The following is a 15,258-nucleotide window of genomic DNA, read 5'->3' as shown; positions in this document are numbered from 1 at the left end:
GAGAAAGGAGTTAAGATGGCATTAGAAAAATTAACACCTGCTGCAGGTTCAACTCATGCAACCAAAAGAATAGGTCGTGGCCAAGGCAGTGGCAATGGCAAAACTGCTGGCAAAGGTAATAAAGGTCAAAGAGCAAGAAAAGGCTACAATGAAAAAAGAGGTTTTGAGGGCGGACAACAACCACTTCAAAGACGTCTTCCAAAGGTAGGCTTTACTTCTAAATTTGAAAAACCTTATGTTATCAATGTTGAAAAGATCGCAGCTATAAAAGAGCTTGCGGAAATTTCAATAGCAACAATAGCTAGCGTTCATAAAATTTCAAAGAGCGTTACTAAGATAAAACTAATCGGTGCAAGCGCAAAAGCTCTTGCTTCAAAGATCAAAGACGAGAACGTTAGCGTTAGCGGAACAAAATAATGGATAAAACACTGACCAACAAGATTTTAATCACGTTGGCATTTTTGTTCGCATACAGGATACTGGCTTATGTGCCAGTTCCTGGTGTTAATGTCGACGTAATTAAAGAATTTTTCAATTCAAACAATAGCAACGCCTTGGGTCTATTTAATATGTTTAGTGGTAAAGCTGCTGAGCGTTTAAGTATCATATCTCTAGGCATCATGCCTTACATCACAGCTTCGATCATCATGGAGCTTTTAGCAGCAACATTCCCGAAATTAGGTCAGATGAAAAAAGAGCGCGACGGTATGCAAAAATATATGCAAATCATACGTTATGCAACTATCGTTATCACTCTTGTACAATCAATCGGCGTTTCTATCGGACTTCAAAGCTTAAGCGGTCGTGGCGGCGAGCAAGCTATCATGATAGATATGAATTTATTTATCGCGATCTCTGCTGTATCTATGCTAACTGGTACTATGCTACTTATGTGGATAGGCGAGCAGATTACCCAGCGCGGTATAGGCAACGGCATAAGTCTTATCATCTTTGCGGGCATCGTCTCTGGCATACCTAGTGCGATCGGCGGAACTGTAAATTTGGTAAATACTTCTGAGATGAATTTCCTAACAGTCATCGCTATTTTGGTGATTATTTTAGCTACTATTGGTGCTATTATCTTTGTCGAGATGGGCGAAAGACGTATCCCTATTTCTTACTCAAGAAAAGTGATAATGGAAAATCAAAACAAGCGTATAATGAACTATATACCGATCAAAGTAAATTTAAGTGGCGTTATCCCACCTATATTTGCTAGTGCGATTTTGATGTTTCCAAGCACTATCTTGCAGGCTAGCACAAATCCAGTAATCCAGGCTATCAACGACTTTTTAAGTCCAAATAGCTATATGTTTAATGTTTTAACATTTTTATTTATTATCTTCTTTGCGTTTTTCTACGCATCTATCGTCTTTAACACAAAAGATATAAGTGAAAATTTAAAGAAACAAGGCGGGTTTATCCCTGGTGTTAGACCAGGCGAAAGTACTGCTAGCTATCTAAACGAAGTAGCTGGCAGACTAACTTTAGGTGGAGCTTTATACTTAGGTGTCATTTCAACACTACCTTGGGTACTTGTAAAGACTATGGGTGTTCCATTTTATTTTGGTGGTACATCAGTACTTATCGTGGTTTCAGTAGCACTTGATACGATGAGGCGTATAGAAGCTCAGTCTTATACAAACAAATACCAAACTCTAAGTGCAGTAGGTCTATAAAATGGCTATCACGCTAAAAAGACCGGCTGAGATAGAGAAAATGAGAGCGGCGAATAAGATCGTCGCTCAAACTCTTGATCACGTTTCTACGATCATAAAGCCTGGAATTTCCCTTCTTGAGATAGATAAAATTTGCGAAGATATGATAAGGGCTGCTGGGGCAAAACCTGCTTTTAAAGGTCTTTATGGCTTTCCAAATGCAGCTTGCATAAGTGTCAATGAAGTGGTGATCCACGGAATTCCAAATGAATACAAACTAAAAGAGGGTGATATCGTTAGTGTTGATATTGGCTCAAATTTAGATGGTTATTTTGGTGATTCGGCTAGGACTTTTGGAGTTGGTAAAATTTCAAAAGAAGACGAGGCTTTGATTGCTTGCTCAAAAGATGCACTATATTTTGCTATTGATTTCATAAGAGCTGGTATGCATTTTAAAGAAATTTGCTACGAGCTTGAGAAATTTATACTAGGCAGAGGCTATGTACCTTTACGTGGGTATTGTGGCCACGGCATAGGCAAAAGGCCACACGAAGAGCCAGAAATTCCAAACTACCTTGATGGAAACAACCCAAAAGCTGGACCAAAGATAAAAGAGGGAATGGTATTTTGTATAGAGCCGATGATTTGCCAAAAAGACGGCATGCCAGTTTTAGGAAGCGATAACTGGAAAGTAACCTCAAAAGATGGTTTAAGAACCAGCCATTATGAGCATTGTATGGCGATAGTTAATGGCAAAGCTGAAATTTTAAGCCAAGCGTAAAATTTATAGCAAAAATTTAAAGAAAGGAGAATTTGTGGCAAAAGACGATGTCATTGAGATTGATGGAAATGTTGTTGAAGCACTGCCAAATGCAACTTTTAAAGTTGAGCTTGACAATAAACATATAATTTTATGTCATATCGCCGGAAAAATGAGAATGCATTATATAAAGATAATGCCTGGCGACCGCGTAAAAGTAGAACTTACGCCATATAGCCTAGACAAGGGCAGGATCACTTATAGATATAAGTAAATTTAGCCCCTTGGCAAATATGCTAAGTAAATTTAAAGCTGGTTTTAGGTAAAATCCAAGCTTTGCGAAAAGCTGTATGAAGAATTATTTTCAAAGTTCCCCACTTATTTTGAAAATAGTTGGTTTAAATTCTTTCTTTAGACCTGATGCAGCCCCTAAAAAAGTGGAATAAATTTTTAGGAGACTAAAATGAAAGTTCGTCCTTCTGTAAAGAAGATGTGTGACAAATGTAAAATTGTCAAACGTAGTGGCATAATTCGTGTTATCTGCGAAAATCCAAAACATAAACAAAGACAAGGATAAGGCATGGCACGTATTGCAGGTGTAGATTTACCAAACAAAAAGAGAATCGAGTATGGTTTGACTTATATTTATGGTATAGGTCTTTATAAATCTCGTCAAATTCTTGACGCAGCTGGAATTTCTTACGACAAGAGAGTTTATGAGCTTAGCGAAGATGAAGCGGCAGCCATCCGTAAAGAAATTCAAGAGCATCATATCGTTGAGGGTGATTTGAGAAAACAAGTTGCTATGGATATCAAAGCTCTTATGGATCTTGGAAGTTATAGAGGTCTTCGCCACAGAAAAGGTCTTCCTGTTCGTGGCCAAAAGACTAAAACTAATGCTAGAACCAGAAAAGGCAGACGTAAAACTGTCGGTGCGGCTACTAAGTAAGGCAAGGGTTTAAAGGATAATAAATGGCGAAAAGAAAAATTGTTAAGAAAAAAGTAGTTAGAAAAAGCATAGCCAAAGGTATCGTTTATATTAGTGCAACATTTAACAACACTATGGTAACTGTAACTGATGAAATGGGAAATGCTATTGCATGGAGTAGTGCAGGTGGCTTAGGCTTTAAAGGTAGTAAAAAATCAACTCCTTATGCAGCCCAACAGGCAGTTGAAGATGCTCTAAATAAAGCAAAAGAGCATGGCATAAAAGAAGTTGGTATTAAGGTTCAAGGTCCAGGTAGCGGACGTGAAACGGCTGTTAAAAGTGTAGGAACTGTTGAAGGAATTAAAGTATCTTTCTTTAAGGACATTACACCTTTACCACACAATGGTTGTAGACCGCCAAAACGCCGCCGCGTATAATTAGAGAAAAATAGGAGAAATTATTATGGCTAGATATACAGGACCTGTTGAAAAATTAGAAAGACGTCTTGGTGTGTCTCTTGCGTTAAAAGGCGAAAGAAGACTTGCTGGTAAAAGTGCTTTTGAAAAAAGACCTTATGCGCCAGGACAACATGGACAAAGAAGAGCAAAAATAAGCGAATATGGCTTACAACTTCGTGAGAAACAAAAAGCTAAATTCATGTATGGTGTTTCTGAAAAGCAATTTAGAAGATTATTTCAAGAAGCAGCACGCCGCGAGGGCAATACTGGTGCCCTTTTAGTCCAGCTACTAGAGCAAAGATTAGATAATGTTGTTTATAGAATGGGCTTTGCAACAACTCGTCGTTTTGCTCGTCAGCTAGTAACCCATGGACATATTTTAGTAAATGGCAAAAGAGTAGATATACCATCTTACAGAGTTGAGCCAGGTGCAAAAGTAGAGATTGTTGAAAAATCTAAAAATAATCCACAAATTATTCGTGCAATAGATCTTACAGCACAAACTGGTATTGTTGCTTGGGTAGATGTTGAAAAAGAGAAAAAATTTGGAATTTTCACTAGAAATCCAGAAAGAGAAGAGGTTATCATTCCTGTTGAGGAAAGATTTATAGTAGAGCTTTATTCAAAATAATAGAGGGTATAAAGATGAGAAAGATTACTACATCAGCTTATATGCCAACTGAAATTGAAGTTAAAAGTGTTAGTGAAAATGTTGCTAACATTACAGCATATCCTTTTGAGGCGGGCTATGCTGTTACCTTGGCTCACCCATTACGCCGCCTTCTTTACACAAGTACAGTAGGTTTTGCACCTATTGGTGTAAAGATCAAGGGCGTTAGCCACGAATTTGACAGTATGCGCGGCATGCTTGAGGACGTAGCATTTTTTATTATAAATTTGAAAAAGATCAGATTTAAATTAAAAAGCACCAGTGAGCGCGAAGTTATAGAGTATAGCTTTAAAGGACCAAAAGAGATAACCGGTGCTGATTTAAATAATGATCTAGTTGAGATCGTTAACCCAGATGCATACCTTGCTACAATAAATGAAGATGCTGAGTTAAATTTTTCAGTTATCATTCAAAAAGGTATCGGATATGTTCCTAGTGAAGAGATCAGAGAAGAGATCGAAGACGACTATATCGCACTTGATGCTTTCTTTACACCTGTTAAAAAAGCAGTTTACGATATACAAAATGTCTTGGTTGAGGATGATCCAGACTATGAAAAGATTGTATTTACTATAACAACTGATGGTCAAGTTAGTCCGATAGAGGCTTTTAAAAATTGTTTAGAAGCTATGTATCAACAAATGTCAGTATTTAAAGGAATTTTAGATATTGATGTTAGTACTCCAGTTACTAGCTCAACTGCAGGTGGCGAGTTTTCAAAGTTACTTTCTAGTGTAGAAGATCTAAATTTAAGTGCTAGAAGTTTCAACTGCCTTGACAAAGCTGATATTAGATTTATTGGCGAGCTTGCATTAATGGACGAAAATGAGCTTAAAGAGCTTAAAAATTTAGGTAAAAAATCTCTTGAAGAGATTAAAGCGGTTATGGAAGAGATAGGCTATCCAGTTGGTGCCGATGTGTTAAAAGATGGCAAAGAGCAACTAAGAAAGAAAATAACCGAGCTTAAAGCACAAATGAGTGTAAAAGAATAAAAGGACAATAGATGAGACATAAACACGGATATCGCAAACTTGGTAGAACGTCATCTCATAGATCTGCATTGCTTAAGAATTTGGCGATAGCTATCATCAAAAGCGAAAAGATAGAGACGACTTTACCAAAAGCAAAAGAGCTTAGAAGCTATATTGAAAAGCTAATCACAAGAGCTAGAAAAGGTGACTCTAACGCTCATAGAGCAGTATTTGCTTCTTTACAAGATAAAGAAACAACAAATAAATTAGTTACTGAAGTAGCTCCAAAATTTAAAGAGCGCAATGGTGGCTATACAAGAATCATCAAGACTCGTGTTCGTAGAGGCGACGCGGCAGAGATGGCTTATATAGAGCTAGTAGCTGAATAATTATTAGAGAGCTTCGGCTCTCTTTTTTTTAATTTTTTATATCAAATCTCCCACTTTTAAAATAAATCCTTCTTCTAAAAGGTTTCAAAAGCTATAAATTTCTTTAATCGTCTATCAAATTTTATTAACCAAAAAATATAAAATTTCTAGTTAAAAGTTGTAAGTCTTTTAATCTAAAATTATACATTTTAAATTTTTACCTTTGAACCCTATGCTAAAATTTTATTTTATAAAGACGATATTCGTTTCAAATATCTAATAAATTTCAAAGGATTTGAGATGATAGGTAGTGTAAATGGAGTTGGCACAAATTTTTATGTTGACTCGCGAAGTAGTAGAGCACAAGAGCTTGATACCAATAACTCTAAACCCAATATAGACAAAAATTCTTTAAATGATTTATCTAGCAGTTTGGTTGATGAACGAAAAAGTCATACCGATACTAGAGCTGACTTAATAAATTTAAATGAAACAAATACGACAAAATTTCAAAAAAATAGTGAGAATCTAACATTTGCTAGCAATTTCTCGCTATCAGGCATAGCTGCTAATGGCAAGATAAGCATCTGGGGCAAGCTCATGGGATATGACAAACAAATCAGCAAAGATGAGATAAATGATCTCAAAAATTTTATCAACCAGACCAAAGCACTTGGCTTTGGCAGAGCTCACGAAGAGATCATAGGATATTATCCAACAGATGTCGATCTCTTTGCAAAAGAGTATACATCAAAACTTGATAACACACTTCTTGGGCTTGGTCACAAGAGCCACGTGGAAGGGTTTGAGATACTTGATAAGGACCTAAACATAGACGAGTTTAAAGATAAGTGGATTGATTATGCGCTTAGGCAGTATCTTGGCGAAAGAGTCGGCGTGGAGAGTATCACAATAGGCAAAAAGAGTATTTCCATGCTAACTAGTACAAATAAGCCTCCAGTTGAGTATCAGACTCTACAAAATATAAATTTCATTGACGAAGAGAGTAGACAGAGATTTCTTACGCTCATGAAAGCTGGGATGAAAAGCGGAGCAGATTTTAAAGAGGTGATAGAGGGCGTTCTCTCGCTTTATAATGTGCAAAATACGGACAAACTTGATGGCAACAAAGTCTATGCCTCAGTGATCGGACGAAGCGAAAAGCTAACTACTTACGACATCAACAAAGATGAGAAATTTGCCTATCTTAAGGAGCTGATGCAACTTGAGAAAAACGGAGTTGATATACTAAAGCTAATGGAAAAAGTGGAGCAAAAACAGAAATTAGATATAAAAGTGTAGGCTAAATTTAGTTTTTTTGCACCGCTTATCTTTATGCTTTTAGTTATAAGCGGCTCTTTTTACTTGGTTTAAATTTTTAAATGATAGAATCTTGATTTCTATTATTAAAATTACGGAGAACTCGTGAGAAAGCTACTTTGGCTAAATCCCGTTGTAAAAAATATGTATGACTTCTCTGCGTTAAAAGAGCTTTTGCAAAATAAGGGCTTTAACATAGTAGAGTGCGAAAAAGATCATGTTCGTGATGTCAAAGTTTCATATAAAAATTTATGCTCTAAAGGCATGGTTTTAGACAGCCGCTGTCCAAGAGCTGTAAATTTTATAAGATCAAATTTCAAAGAATTTTCAAATAATATTTCAAGCTTAAATCCCATTTTAATTGAAAGCGCCATTGAACTTAGCTCGAAGCTAAAAGAAAATGAGTGGCTTTATATAACAACGCCTTGTGAGGATTTGGCTGAGCTTGGAAATTCTTTAAAATTAGAGCAAACTACATTTTTAACATGGAAAAAATTTAAAGAGCTAAACGACATAAATTTACAAATAAGTAAAATAGAATCAAGTCCGATCCCGCCTGGATTTTTTGAAAATTTAGACATAAAAACGCTAAGCTTATGCAGCAAAGAAAAGATACAAAACGCATTTTCATATAAATTTAGTGAGCTTAAAAACTATCAGATCATCGAGCTTTTATACTGCGAAAACGGCTGCCACAATGGAGATGGGCTGTGATAGAAATTTTTAAAAAGAGCGTTTTGATCCTAGTGATCTTTGCTCTCTGGCAGGTTGTTTGTGAGCTAGAAATTTTCACGCCCTATATCTTGCCAAGTCCTATTACGACACTTAAAACGATGTTTGATATGAGCTTAAGTGGCGAGCTAATAACGCATGTGATGATTAGTTTTAAGCGTATATTTGTTGGCTATGCTTTTGCATTTATTTTGGCATTTACTTTTGGCGGAGTAGCGGCGCTATTTCCAAAAGCTAGTATTTATTATGAGTGGATACTAGAGTTTTTTAGAAATGTTCCACCACTTAGCCTTATTGCTATTTTGGTACTTTGGTTTGGTATAAATGAAACACCAAAAATTATTATTATCATCCTAGCATCGTTTTTCCCAATGTTTTTAAGCATTTCAAAAGGGCTAACTAGCTGCGATGTGAAGCTTATTGAAGTTGGTAAAATTTTTTGTTTTAGTAAATTTGAAATTTTTTACAAAATCATCCTAAAAAATGCCATAAAAGATATTTTTGTCGGTATGCGTATAGGTTTTGGCTACGCTATGCGAGCGATTGTAGGAGCGGAGATGATCGCAGCTTCTAGCGGGCTAGGCTATCTCATACTTGACGCTGAGGAGCTTTCACGCGCAGATAGGATATTTGTAGGTATATTTACAATAGGAATTTGTGGCGTACTCATAGATAGAGTATTTTTATTTTTGATATCTAAATTTAGCCTTTTACGAAGTGAAAAATGATAGAAATTTTAAATTTATCAAAGCATTTTTTTATTAATGACAAGCGTATCGACGTTTTAAGAGAGCTAAATTTAAGCATAAAAAAGGATAAGATCACCGTAATACTTGGCAGAAGTGGTTGCGGTAAAACAACTCTTTTAAGGCTTATTGCTGGACTTGAGAGCGTAAGTCTAGGTGAGATAAAATTTAAAGAGCAAGTAAAGATCGGCTTTGTCTTTCAAGAGCCTAGGCTCATGCCTTTTTTAAATGTCTATGAAAATATCGTATTTGCGCTTAAAAAGTATGAGATAGACGAGGCAAAGATAGATAGGCTCATATCAATGATAGGGCTTAGCGACTTTAAATTTGCCGCTGTTTCGCAGCTGTCTGGTGGCATGAGCTCGCGCGTTTCTCTTGCAAGAGTGCTTGCATACGAAGCAAATTTGATCCTCATGGATGAGCCATTTGCAGCACTTGATACTTTTACGAGAGCCAGCATGCAGGCTGAAATTTTAAAGCTCCAAGCCGACAAAACCATCATTTTTGTCACTCATAATGTCGATGAAGCTCTATATTTAGCAGATGAGATCATTTTGCTTGAAAAAGGCGGGATGAAATCAAATTATGACCTGTCAAAACTAGCTAAGCCAAGAGATTTGCTTTGCGATGAGCTAATAAATTTAAAGCGTAAAATTTTAAGTGAAATTTAGCATTTTATAAAATGATAATTAAAACCAAAACAAAGCAAAAAGTTATATAATTTGAAAATTTTTAAAGGAGCAAATATGAGAAAGTTTTTTAAGATTTTGTGTGCAGCCTCTTTGTTTTGTCTAGTCGTAAACGCAAGTGAGCTAGATAAGATTGGCATGACCTACGTCAAATCGCCACTAAACGTCCCTTCAATCGTCGATAAATTTAAAGGCTTTTATGCTAAATCTTTTGGCATGCCAGTCGAGTACTCTGAGATAACATCAGGTGCAAAGCAGACTCAAGCTCTAGCTTCAAATTCGCTCCAGTTTCTAAACTGCGTGGGCGGAACTTCAGTCATACTTGCCGCAGCAAACAAAGCTGACATAAAGATCATAAGTGCATATTCAAGAGCACCTGAAGCTTTTGCAATATTTGCTAAAGATAAAGGTATAAAAACCGCTAAAGACCTAAAAGGTAAAAAAATAGCAGGCCCAAAAGGTACGATATTAAATGAGCTTTTGGTTAGGTATCTTGCTCTTGGTGGACTTGGCATAAATGACGTAGAGTTCGTTTCTATGGGCATCCCAGCTGCACAAGCTGCACTTGAAAATGGTAGTGTCGATGCAGCACTTCTTGCTGGACCAACTGCTTATAATGCTAAAAAATCAGGACTTAGTGTCGTAACAACAGGTAAGGGCGTCATCACTCCAGTCATCGTTACTGCCACAAGCGGAGAATTTTACAAAAAGCATAAAGATCTAGTTGAAAAATTTAAAAAGGCCCAAGATGAAATTTTGGCTTTTATGAAAGCAAATGAGGAAGAGGCATTAAAATTTACAGCTGAAGAGACCGGGCTTAGCATAGAGGCGGTAAAGAGTATGTATCCGCAGTATGACTTTAGTCCAAAGATCACGCCTGAAGATATAAAAGCACTTGAAGCTACGCAAAAATTTATGCTTGAGAGCAAGATGATTGAACAAAAAGTAGATATAAAATCACTTCTAATAGATTAAACAAAAAGGGCTAAATTTGCCCTTTTATCCTAAAGCTAATAATTAAAAATTTACTAAATTTTAGCTCAAATATTTAAAAACTAAAGCTGACTAGGCGCATCAGAATGGTTTAAATTATAAAGCAAAATTAGCACTAAGCAAAAATATAGCCATTATTTTTTGCATTTTTATTTTGCTATAATAGCCCAAAAATTTAATAGGAAAAAATATGATCCCATTTAGCGATGAAGAACTTTTAAAACCAGTCAGTGCGAGTTTGCAAAAGGTATTACCGATGCTTGAAAATGATGGCGGTGGTATGGAGCTACTTGGCATAAAAAACGGCAAAATTTACGTAAGACTTACAGGGCATTGTCATGGATGTGCAGCTAGCACAACTACACTAAAATATGGACTCGAAAGACAACTTCGTATGGATATTCACCCAGAGCTTGAGGTCGTAAATATCCCGATCGGCGAGGAATTTGACATTGATAGATCATAAAAAAATAGGCATTAAACACTTTAAACGCTCAAAATTTAAAGAAGCGATCTTTTACTTCTCTCTAGCTTACGAAAAGACACAGGATAAAAATTTACTATTTTTGATACAAATTTGCTCCCTTGGCGAGAAAAATGCAGAGGAAGCAAAACTTTTATTTGACTATTTTATGGATAAACTAAGAGCTGGCGAAGATGATGAAGGAATGGATGAAATTTTAAAAATTTTAGAATCAAGATTGGCTAGCGATGAGTATTTTGAAGAGCAAGACGCGATCAGCTATGAGGACTTTAAAAAGGCTGTTTATAAGGATGGGAGCTTCAAAAAGGTCTTTGAAAATATCATGTTCTCAACCAAGGTCATGATCTCAAACAAAGATGATTTTTTAGAATTTTTGGAAAATTTGATAAAAAATGACTTCATCGAAATGAGTATAAACTATCTTGAGAGTGCGGCGGTGATGTTTGGCGGTGATGAGCGCATAGATCAGCTTTTTAGAGAGATACAAAAAAGACAAAACAATGAAAATATCAGTAGAAAATAGCTTCATAACAGATGACTCAAACGAGTGCGAAGAGGGCTCGTTTTTTGTACAAACTATTGCAAATACGAGATTTGCAGAGGCTGCGGTAAAAAATGGCGCAAAGATAATTACTCTTGAAGAGTGCAAAAAGCTCTTAAATATCGATAAAAATTTAAAGATAGTTGGCATCACAGGCACTAATGGCAAGACCACAACGGCTGCCGCTATCTATGAAATTTTGCGAAATTTAGGTAAAAAATGCGGGCTAAGTGGCACCAGAGGAGCTTTCATTGAGGGCGTGCAGATAGATGACAAGGCGCTTACGACAAGTGCTATTTTAAGGACGCTTTCTTATCTCAAAGTAGCTAGTGAGCAGGGCTGTGAGTACTTCGTGATGGAGGTTAGCTCACACGCGATCGCCCAAAAACGCATAGAGAGCTTGAAATTTGCTCTAAAAATTTTTACAAATTTGACTCAAGACCATCTCGACTACCATAAAAGCATGGAGGAGTATGCTAGGGTAAAGTCGAGCTTTTTTGATGATGATTGCATGAAGCTTATAAATGCTGATGATAATGGCATTAAATTTAACCCAAAAAACGCTTATACGTATTCGCTCAAAAAGCCAGCCAGATTTGCGCCGATAGTTTATGGTTTAAAGGACGGCATAGACGCGGTTATCAAGACGCCAAATGGCGATGTGGAGATAGACTCAAGCTTGCAAGGCGAGTTTAATCTTTACAACCTAATTGCAGCCCTTGGCGCTGTTTGCTTGCTAGAGCGTCCAGACGCGACCGCGCTTTCAAATGCGATAAGCAAATTTAAAGGGGTTAGTGGCAGAATGGAAGTGGTTAGCACCGATCCGCTAGTCATCGTGGATTTTGCTCATACGCCAGATGGTATCGAAAAGGTGCTAAACTCGCTTAGACATCTAAATTTGATCGCAGTCTTTGGTGCAGGCGGTGACAGGGATAGGACAAAGCGCCCAAAAATGGGAGCGATTGCCCAAAAATACGCAAGAATTTGCATCGTCACAAGTGACAATCCGAGAAGCGAAGAGCCAGAGAGCATAATCGATGAAATTTGCGCTGGTATGAGTCAAAATGAAAATTTGATACGAAATGCCAACCGCAAAGAGGCGATCGCGCTAGCCATTAGCAAGCTAGAACCCGGCTGGGCGCTTGTCATACTTGGCAAAGGCGACGAGCCATATCAAGAGATAAAGGGCGTCAAGCACCCATTTAGCGACAAAGAAGTAGTAAAAGAGCTTTTAAAGAGGTAAAAATGAATATAGAAATTTTAGCTAGTAAGATCCACAGAGCCGTCGTAACAGACGCAAATTTAAACTATGTTGGCTCGATCAGCATCGGCGAGGAGCTTATAAAGGCTGCAAATTTGATAGAAAATCAAAAGGTTGAAATTTTAGACGTAAATAATGGCGAGAGATTTGCCACATATGTGATAAAGGGCAAAAAAGGCGAAATTTGCCTAAACGGCGCAGCTGCTAGAAAAGTCTGCGTAGGAGACGTGGTCATCATCGTGGCATACGCTAGTATGAAATTTAAAAAGGCTAAGAAATTTAAGCCAACCATCGTGCATGTAAATAACAAAAACGAGATCATAAAGGAGTAGGCGATGTTTGAGGGATTTGACTTTTCAAAGATGGGGCAGATGCTCGAGGATGTGCAAAAGCAGGCCAAGCAGATGGAAGAAGAGAGCAAAAATAAAGAATTTGGTGCAAAAAGCGGTGGCGGACTAGTAAGCGTGAGAGCAAACGGCAGCGGTGAGATACTTGATATCAGCATAGATGATAGCTTGCTTGAAGATAAAGAGAGCATGCAAATTTTGCTAATAAGCGCCGTAAATGACGTGCTAAAATCAGTTGAGGCTGATAAGAAAAACACCGCTTCAAGGATGCTTGGCGGTCTTGCTTCGATGGGGATAAAATGAGACTAAAATATAAATTTGCCCTTGCATTTTTGCTATCAGCGCTTTGCCTAAACGCCGATCCTAGGCCTACGCAAGAGGACTTTAACGCCTGCTTTGAAAAGAACAAAAACTCAATCGTCTCGGTAAATAAACACTTTGGCGTGGCTATCACTAAAAATTTGATCGCAGTGCCAAAAAGCGAGGGAGCCCCACTTGGCGAATATGTCAAATTTGACCCATATTTGCAGCTTTTCTTAGTGCGCTCTAGCAAGGAGCTAAGCCCCGTTGTGATGGCTGATGAGACTAATGAAGAGCGCATCAAAAAGAGCACTTGGGTTGGCATCTTAAATGACTCTAACAACACCGTCATGGGACATATCAAGTCTTTAGGGCAAAATTTAGGCGATTTTGATACGCTAAGCTTCGAGTATAACGCAACTGGCGAGATAAACACACCTTGTTGCAAGATGATAGGCATAGCCGTTGGAGCTGATAAATTTATACCAAATCGCTACCTAAAGCACTTTGTATCTTATGATGACGTCTATTACGGCGATATCGGCGTGAAGTTCTTGCAAAAAGAGGATAAATTTTTTGTGGGTCTTGTTGATCCTTTGGGTCGCGGTAAGATGATGATGGTCGATGATGAGCTTGTGAGTGTAAATGGCATCAAGCCAAAGAGCCTAAGAGAGCTAAATGAAATGGTGCTTTTTGCTCCAAAGGGCGCAAAGCTTGACATCATCGTGAAGCGCGATAAGCAAGAAATGCTCTTTCAGGTGCCAGTAAGTGGGGATGTGAAATTTAACCAAAGCCTCGATGTAGACGCCCCTTCAAGCCTTGATATACCAAATTTCAACATCATGCCAAAAGAGCCACAAACAATGCTTGATGATAAGATTTTGGTGGATTATGGTATCACGGTGGATAAAAATTTAGTCGTTACCAAGGTCGAGCCAAAGTCGAATGCAGAAATTTTTGGCATCAAGATTGGTGATAAAATTTTGGGTTTTGATAAACAGAGCGTGAGTAGTCGTGAAGAGCTTTTAGAGAAGCTTGGTGAATTAAAAAACTTTACGCTTCTATTTACTAGAAATGATTTTCAGTTCTTTGCAAGAGTACCAAAATGAGCTTACTTGAGGACTTTGTAAAATTTCTAAACGCAAATTTGCCAAAGGCACCGAGCTTTCACCCTTACTACGAGGAGGCGCTTGGCGTTATGCTAAAGGCGGGAGGTAAGCACTTTAGGGCGCTTTTGTTACTTGGCGTGGTGGAAAACGTGGATAAAAGCCTCACGCAAAAGGCTATGAGGGTGGCTTTGGGGCTTGAGATGATGCACACTTACTCACTCATCCATGACGACTTACCTTCGATGGACAATGCAAGTCTAAGGCGCGGTACACCAACGCTTCACGTCACCTACGATGAGACGACTGCTATACTTGCAGGAGATGCGCTAAATACACATGCTTTTTATGAAATTTCACGTGCTAAACTGCCAGCTCAAACACGTATAAAATGCGTGGAAATTTTAAGCGAAAATGCTGGCGTTAGCGGCATGGTGCTAGGTCAGGCGCTTGATTGTTTTTTTGAAAATACAAACAAAGAGGATATCAAAAGAGCAAAGGCTAAATTTGGTCTCTCTGGCAAAATGCTAAGCTTTGATGAGCTAGTCTTTTTACACATCCACAAGACCGCAAAGCTCATCGCCACTAGCCTAAAAATGGGTGCTGTGATAGTAAATTTAAGCGAAATAGAGTGTGATAAAATTTATGATATCGGCCTAAAGCTTGGGCTTGCTTTTCAGATACAAGATGACATCATCGATCTTACAAGCGACGAGGCAGCTGCTGGAAAGCCTGTGCATAACGACCTAGCTAAAAACTCATTTACAAATTTGCTTGGCCTTGAAGGTGCAAAAAAGAAAAAAGATGAGCTAATTAGTGAGATAGAAGAGGCGCTAAAACAGATAGATGCAAACATCGCAAAGATGATTTTAGAGCTTACAGATAAACATCTCAGATAAAAGCTAGAAATTTCTAGCTTTTTACTA

22 protein-coding genes are annotated in these 15,258 nt (G+C 37.7%); all 22 read left to right on the top strand.

Going from position 1 to position 15,258, the window contains the following annotated elements; translation table 11 throughout:
• Nucleotides 1-15: 15 nt before the first annotated feature.
• The 22 genes from rplO to CVT18_RS02010 all read left to right on the top strand — a co-directional run bounded on the left by rplO (nucleotide 16) and on the right by CVT18_RS02010 (nucleotide 15,231).
• Nucleotides 16-417: a 50S ribosomal protein L15 gene (gene rplO / locus CVT18_RS02115; RefSeq protein ID WP_021089212.1), complete on the top strand. Its 402-nt coding sequence runs from the start codon at nucleotides 16-18 to the stop codon at nucleotides 415-417.
• Nucleotides 417-1,679 carry a preprotein translocase subunit SecY gene (gene secY / locus CVT18_RS02110; protein WP_103628650.1) on the top strand — a complete coding sequence of 421 codons (1,263 nt, stop codon included), beginning with the start codon at nucleotides 417-419 and terminating at the stop codon, nucleotides 1,677-1,679. The genes rplO and secY overlap by 1 nt, the downstream gene beginning before the upstream one ends.
• 1 nt (nucleotide 1,680) lies before the next feature.
• Nucleotides 1,681-2,439 carry a type I methionyl aminopeptidase gene (gene map, locus CVT18_RS02105; protein WP_103628649.1) on the top strand — a complete coding sequence of 253 codons (759 nt, stop codon included), beginning with the start codon at nucleotides 1,681-1,683 and terminating at the stop codon, nucleotides 2,437-2,439.
• Nucleotides 2,440-2,473: 34 nt separating this feature from the next.
• A complete protein-coding gene (infA, locus tag CVT18_RS02100) occupies nucleotides 2,474-2,692 on the top strand; it encodes a translation initiation factor IF-1 (protein ID WP_002848031.1) in 219 nt (72 codons plus the stop codon).
• 189 nt (nucleotides 2,693-2,881) lie between these two features.
• Nucleotides 2,882-2,995, top strand: coding sequence for a 50S ribosomal protein L36 (gene rpmJ / locus CVT18_RS02095; protein WP_002941545.1), 114 nt, complete (start codon nucleotides 2,882-2,884; stop codon nucleotides 2,993-2,995).
• A 3-nt stretch (nucleotides 2,996-2,998) separates the two neighbouring features.
• Nucleotides 2,999-3,367 carry a 30S ribosomal protein S13 gene (rpsM, locus tag CVT18_RS02090; protein ID WP_002941610.1) on the top strand — a complete coding sequence of 123 codons (369 nt, stop codon included), beginning with the start codon at nucleotides 2,999-3,001 and terminating at the stop codon, nucleotides 3,365-3,367.
• 23 nt (nucleotides 3,368-3,390) lie between these two features.
• Nucleotides 3,391-3,783 (top strand): 30S ribosomal protein S11, encoded by a 393-nt coding sequence (gene rpsK / locus CVT18_RS02085; protein ID WP_021091081.1) that lies wholly within the window; start codon nucleotides 3,391-3,393, stop codon nucleotides 3,781-3,783.
• A gap of 25 nt (nucleotides 3,784-3,808) precedes the next feature.
• Nucleotides 3,809-4,435, top strand: a complete 627-nt coding sequence (gene rpsD / locus CVT18_RS02080; RefSeq protein ID WP_103580103.1) for a 30S ribosomal protein S4 — start codon at nucleotides 3,809-3,811, stop codon at nucleotides 4,433-4,435.
• Nucleotides 4,436-4,449: 14 nt separating this feature from the next.
• Nucleotides 4,450-5,466 carry a DNA-directed RNA polymerase subunit alpha gene (locus CVT18_RS02075; RefSeq protein WP_103628648.1) on the top strand — a complete coding sequence of 339 codons (1,017 nt, stop codon included), beginning with the start codon at nucleotides 4,450-4,452 and terminating at the stop codon, nucleotides 5,464-5,466.
• An 11-nt stretch (nucleotides 5,467-5,477) separates the two neighbouring features.
• Nucleotides 5,478-5,834, top strand: coding sequence for a 50S ribosomal protein L17 (gene rplQ / locus CVT18_RS02070; protein WP_103628647.1), 357 nt, complete (start codon nucleotides 5,478-5,480; stop codon nucleotides 5,832-5,834).
• A gap of 279 nt (nucleotides 5,835-6,113) precedes the next feature.
• Nucleotides 6,114-7,115, top strand: coding sequence for a hypothetical protein (locus CVT18_RS02065; RefSeq protein ID WP_103628605.1), 1,002 nt, complete (start codon nucleotides 6,114-6,116; stop codon nucleotides 7,113-7,115).
• A gap of 123 nt (nucleotides 7,116-7,238) precedes the next feature.
• Nucleotides 7,239-7,847, top strand: coding sequence for a hypothetical protein (locus CVT18_RS02060; RefSeq protein ID WP_103628604.1), 609 nt, complete (start codon nucleotides 7,239-7,241; stop codon nucleotides 7,845-7,847).
• Entirely contained in the window at nucleotides 7,844-8,593 is a 750-nt protein-coding gene (locus CVT18_RS02055; protein WP_103628603.1) for an ABC transporter permease, read from the top strand. Before CVT18_RS02060 ends, CVT18_RS02055 begins: the two co-directional genes overlap by 4 nt.
• Complete coding sequence (locus CVT18_RS02050; protein ID WP_103628602.1) at nucleotides 8,590-9,282, top strand: ABC transporter ATP-binding protein; 693 nt, start codon at nucleotides 8,590-8,592, stop codon at nucleotides 9,280-9,282. The genes CVT18_RS02055 and CVT18_RS02050 overlap by 4 nt, the downstream gene beginning before the upstream one ends.
• Before the next feature lie 75 nt (nucleotides 9,283-9,357).
• The gene (locus CVT18_RS02045) at nucleotides 9,358-10,275 is read left to right on the top strand and encodes an NrtA/SsuA/CpmA family ABC transporter substrate-binding protein (RefSeq protein ID WP_103628601.1); all 918 of its coding nucleotides are present in this window, start codon (nucleotides 9,358-9,360) and stop codon (nucleotides 10,273-10,275) included.
• Between the two features lie 208 nt (nucleotides 10,276-10,483).
• Nucleotides 10,484-10,759: a NifU family protein gene (locus CVT18_RS02040; RefSeq protein ID WP_103628600.1), complete on the top strand. Its 276-nt coding sequence runs from the start codon at nucleotides 10,484-10,486 to the stop codon at nucleotides 10,757-10,759.
• Entirely contained in the window at nucleotides 10,746-11,300 is a 555-nt protein-coding gene (locus tag CVT18_RS02035) for a histidine kinase (protein ID WP_103628599.1), read from the top strand. The genes CVT18_RS02040 and CVT18_RS02035 overlap by 14 nt, the downstream gene beginning before the upstream one ends.
• On the top strand, nucleotides 11,278-12,561 hold the full coding sequence (locus tag CVT18_RS02030) for a UDP-N-acetylmuramoyl-L-alanyl-D-glutamate--2,6-diaminopimelate ligase (protein WP_103628598.1): 1,284 nt from the start codon (nucleotides 11,278-11,280) through the stop codon (nucleotides 12,559-12,561). Before CVT18_RS02035 ends, CVT18_RS02030 begins: the two co-directional genes overlap by 23 nt.
• 2 nt (nucleotides 12,562-12,563) lie before the next feature.
• Nucleotides 12,564-12,911, top strand: coding sequence for an aspartate 1-decarboxylase (gene panD / locus CVT18_RS02025; protein WP_002941539.1), 348 nt, complete (start codon nucleotides 12,564-12,566; stop codon nucleotides 12,909-12,911).
• A 3-nt stretch (nucleotides 12,912-12,914) separates the two neighbouring features.
• Nucleotides 12,915-13,229, top strand: coding sequence for a YbaB/EbfC family nucleoid-associated protein (locus CVT18_RS02020; RefSeq protein ID WP_002941513.1), 315 nt, complete (start codon nucleotides 12,915-12,917; stop codon nucleotides 13,227-13,229).
• Nucleotides 13,226-14,335, top strand: a complete 1,110-nt coding sequence (locus tag CVT18_RS02015; protein ID WP_103628597.1) for a PDZ domain-containing protein — start codon at nucleotides 13,226-13,228, stop codon at nucleotides 14,333-14,335. Before CVT18_RS02020 ends, CVT18_RS02015 begins: the two co-directional genes overlap by 4 nt.
• Nucleotides 14,332-15,231 carry a polyprenyl synthetase family protein gene (locus CVT18_RS02010; RefSeq protein ID WP_103628596.1) on the top strand — a complete coding sequence of 300 codons (900 nt, stop codon included), beginning with the start codon at nucleotides 14,332-14,334 and terminating at the stop codon, nucleotides 15,229-15,231. The genes CVT18_RS02015 and CVT18_RS02010 overlap by 4 nt, the downstream gene beginning before the upstream one ends.
• Nucleotides 15,232-15,258 lie beyond the last annotated feature (27 nt).

It is taken from the genome of Campylobacter concisus, assembly GCF_003048405.1.
GTDB lineage: Bacteria > Campylobacterota > Campylobacteria > Campylobacterales > Campylobacteraceae > Campylobacter_A > Campylobacter_A concisus_Q.
This window is presented reverse-complemented; position numbering and strand designations above follow the sequence as displayed.

What these genes read in the sequence shown, in the direction of transcription:
- rplO (WP_021089212.1), top strand. Translation starts at nt 16, where the DNA reads ATGGCATTAGAAAAATTAACACCTGCTGCAGGTTCAACTCATGCAACC.
- secY (WP_103628650.1), top strand. Translation starts at nt 417, where the DNA reads ATGGATAAAACACTGACCAACAAGATTTTAATCACGTTGGCATTTTTG.
- map (WP_103628649.1), top strand. Translation starts at nt 1,681, where the DNA reads ATGGCTATCACGCTAAAAAGACCGGCTGAGATAGAGAAAATGAGAGCG.
- rpmJ (WP_002941545.1), top strand. Translation starts at nt 2,882, where the DNA reads ATGAAAGTTCGTCCTTCTGTAAAGAAGATGTGTGACAAATGTAAAATT.
- rpsM (WP_002941610.1), top strand. Translation starts at nt 2,999, where the DNA reads ATGGCACGTATTGCAGGTGTAGATTTACCAAACAAAAAGAGAATCGAG.
- rpsK (WP_021091081.1), top strand. Translation starts at nt 3,391, where the DNA reads ATGGCGAAAAGAAAAATTGTTAAGAAAAAAGTAGTTAGAAAAAGCATA.
- rpsD (WP_103580103.1), top strand. Translation starts at nt 3,809, where the DNA reads ATGGCTAGATATACAGGACCTGTTGAAAAATTAGAAAGACGTCTTGGT.
- CVT18_RS02075 (WP_103628648.1), top strand. Translation starts at nt 4,450, where the DNA reads ATGAGAAAGATTACTACATCAGCTTATATGCCAACTGAAATTGAAGTT.
- rplQ (WP_103628647.1), top strand. Translation starts at nt 5,478, where the DNA reads ATGAGACATAAACACGGATATCGCAAACTTGGTAGAACGTCATCTCAT.
- CVT18_RS02065 (WP_103628605.1), top strand. Translation starts at nt 6,114, where the DNA reads ATGATAGGTAGTGTAAATGGAGTTGGCACAAATTTTTATGTTGACTCG.
- CVT18_RS02050 (WP_103628602.1), top strand. Translation starts at nt 8,590, where the DNA reads ATGATAGAAATTTTAAATTTATCAAAGCATTTTTTTATTAATGACAAG.
- CVT18_RS02045 (WP_103628601.1), top strand. Translation starts at nt 9,358, where the DNA reads ATGAGAAAGTTTTTTAAGATTTTGTGTGCAGCCTCTTTGTTTTGTCTA.
- CVT18_RS02040 (WP_103628600.1), top strand. Translation starts at nt 10,484, where the DNA reads ATGATCCCATTTAGCGATGAAGAACTTTTAAAACCAGTCAGTGCGAGT.
- CVT18_RS02030 (WP_103628598.1), top strand. Translation starts at nt 11,278, where the DNA reads ATGAAAATATCAGTAGAAAATAGCTTCATAACAGATGACTCAAACGAG.
- panD (WP_002941539.1), top strand. Translation starts at nt 12,564, where the DNA reads ATGAATATAGAAATTTTAGCTAGTAAGATCCACAGAGCCGTCGTAACA.
- CVT18_RS02020 (WP_002941513.1), top strand. Translation starts at nt 12,915, where the DNA reads ATGTTTGAGGGATTTGACTTTTCAAAGATGGGGCAGATGCTCGAGGAT.
- CVT18_RS02015 (WP_103628597.1), top strand. Translation starts at nt 13,226, where the DNA reads ATGAGACTAAAATATAAATTTGCCCTTGCATTTTTGCTATCAGCGCTT.
- CVT18_RS02010 (WP_103628596.1), top strand. Translation starts at nt 14,332, where the DNA reads ATGAGCTTACTTGAGGACTTTGTAAAATTTCTAAACGCAAATTTGCCA.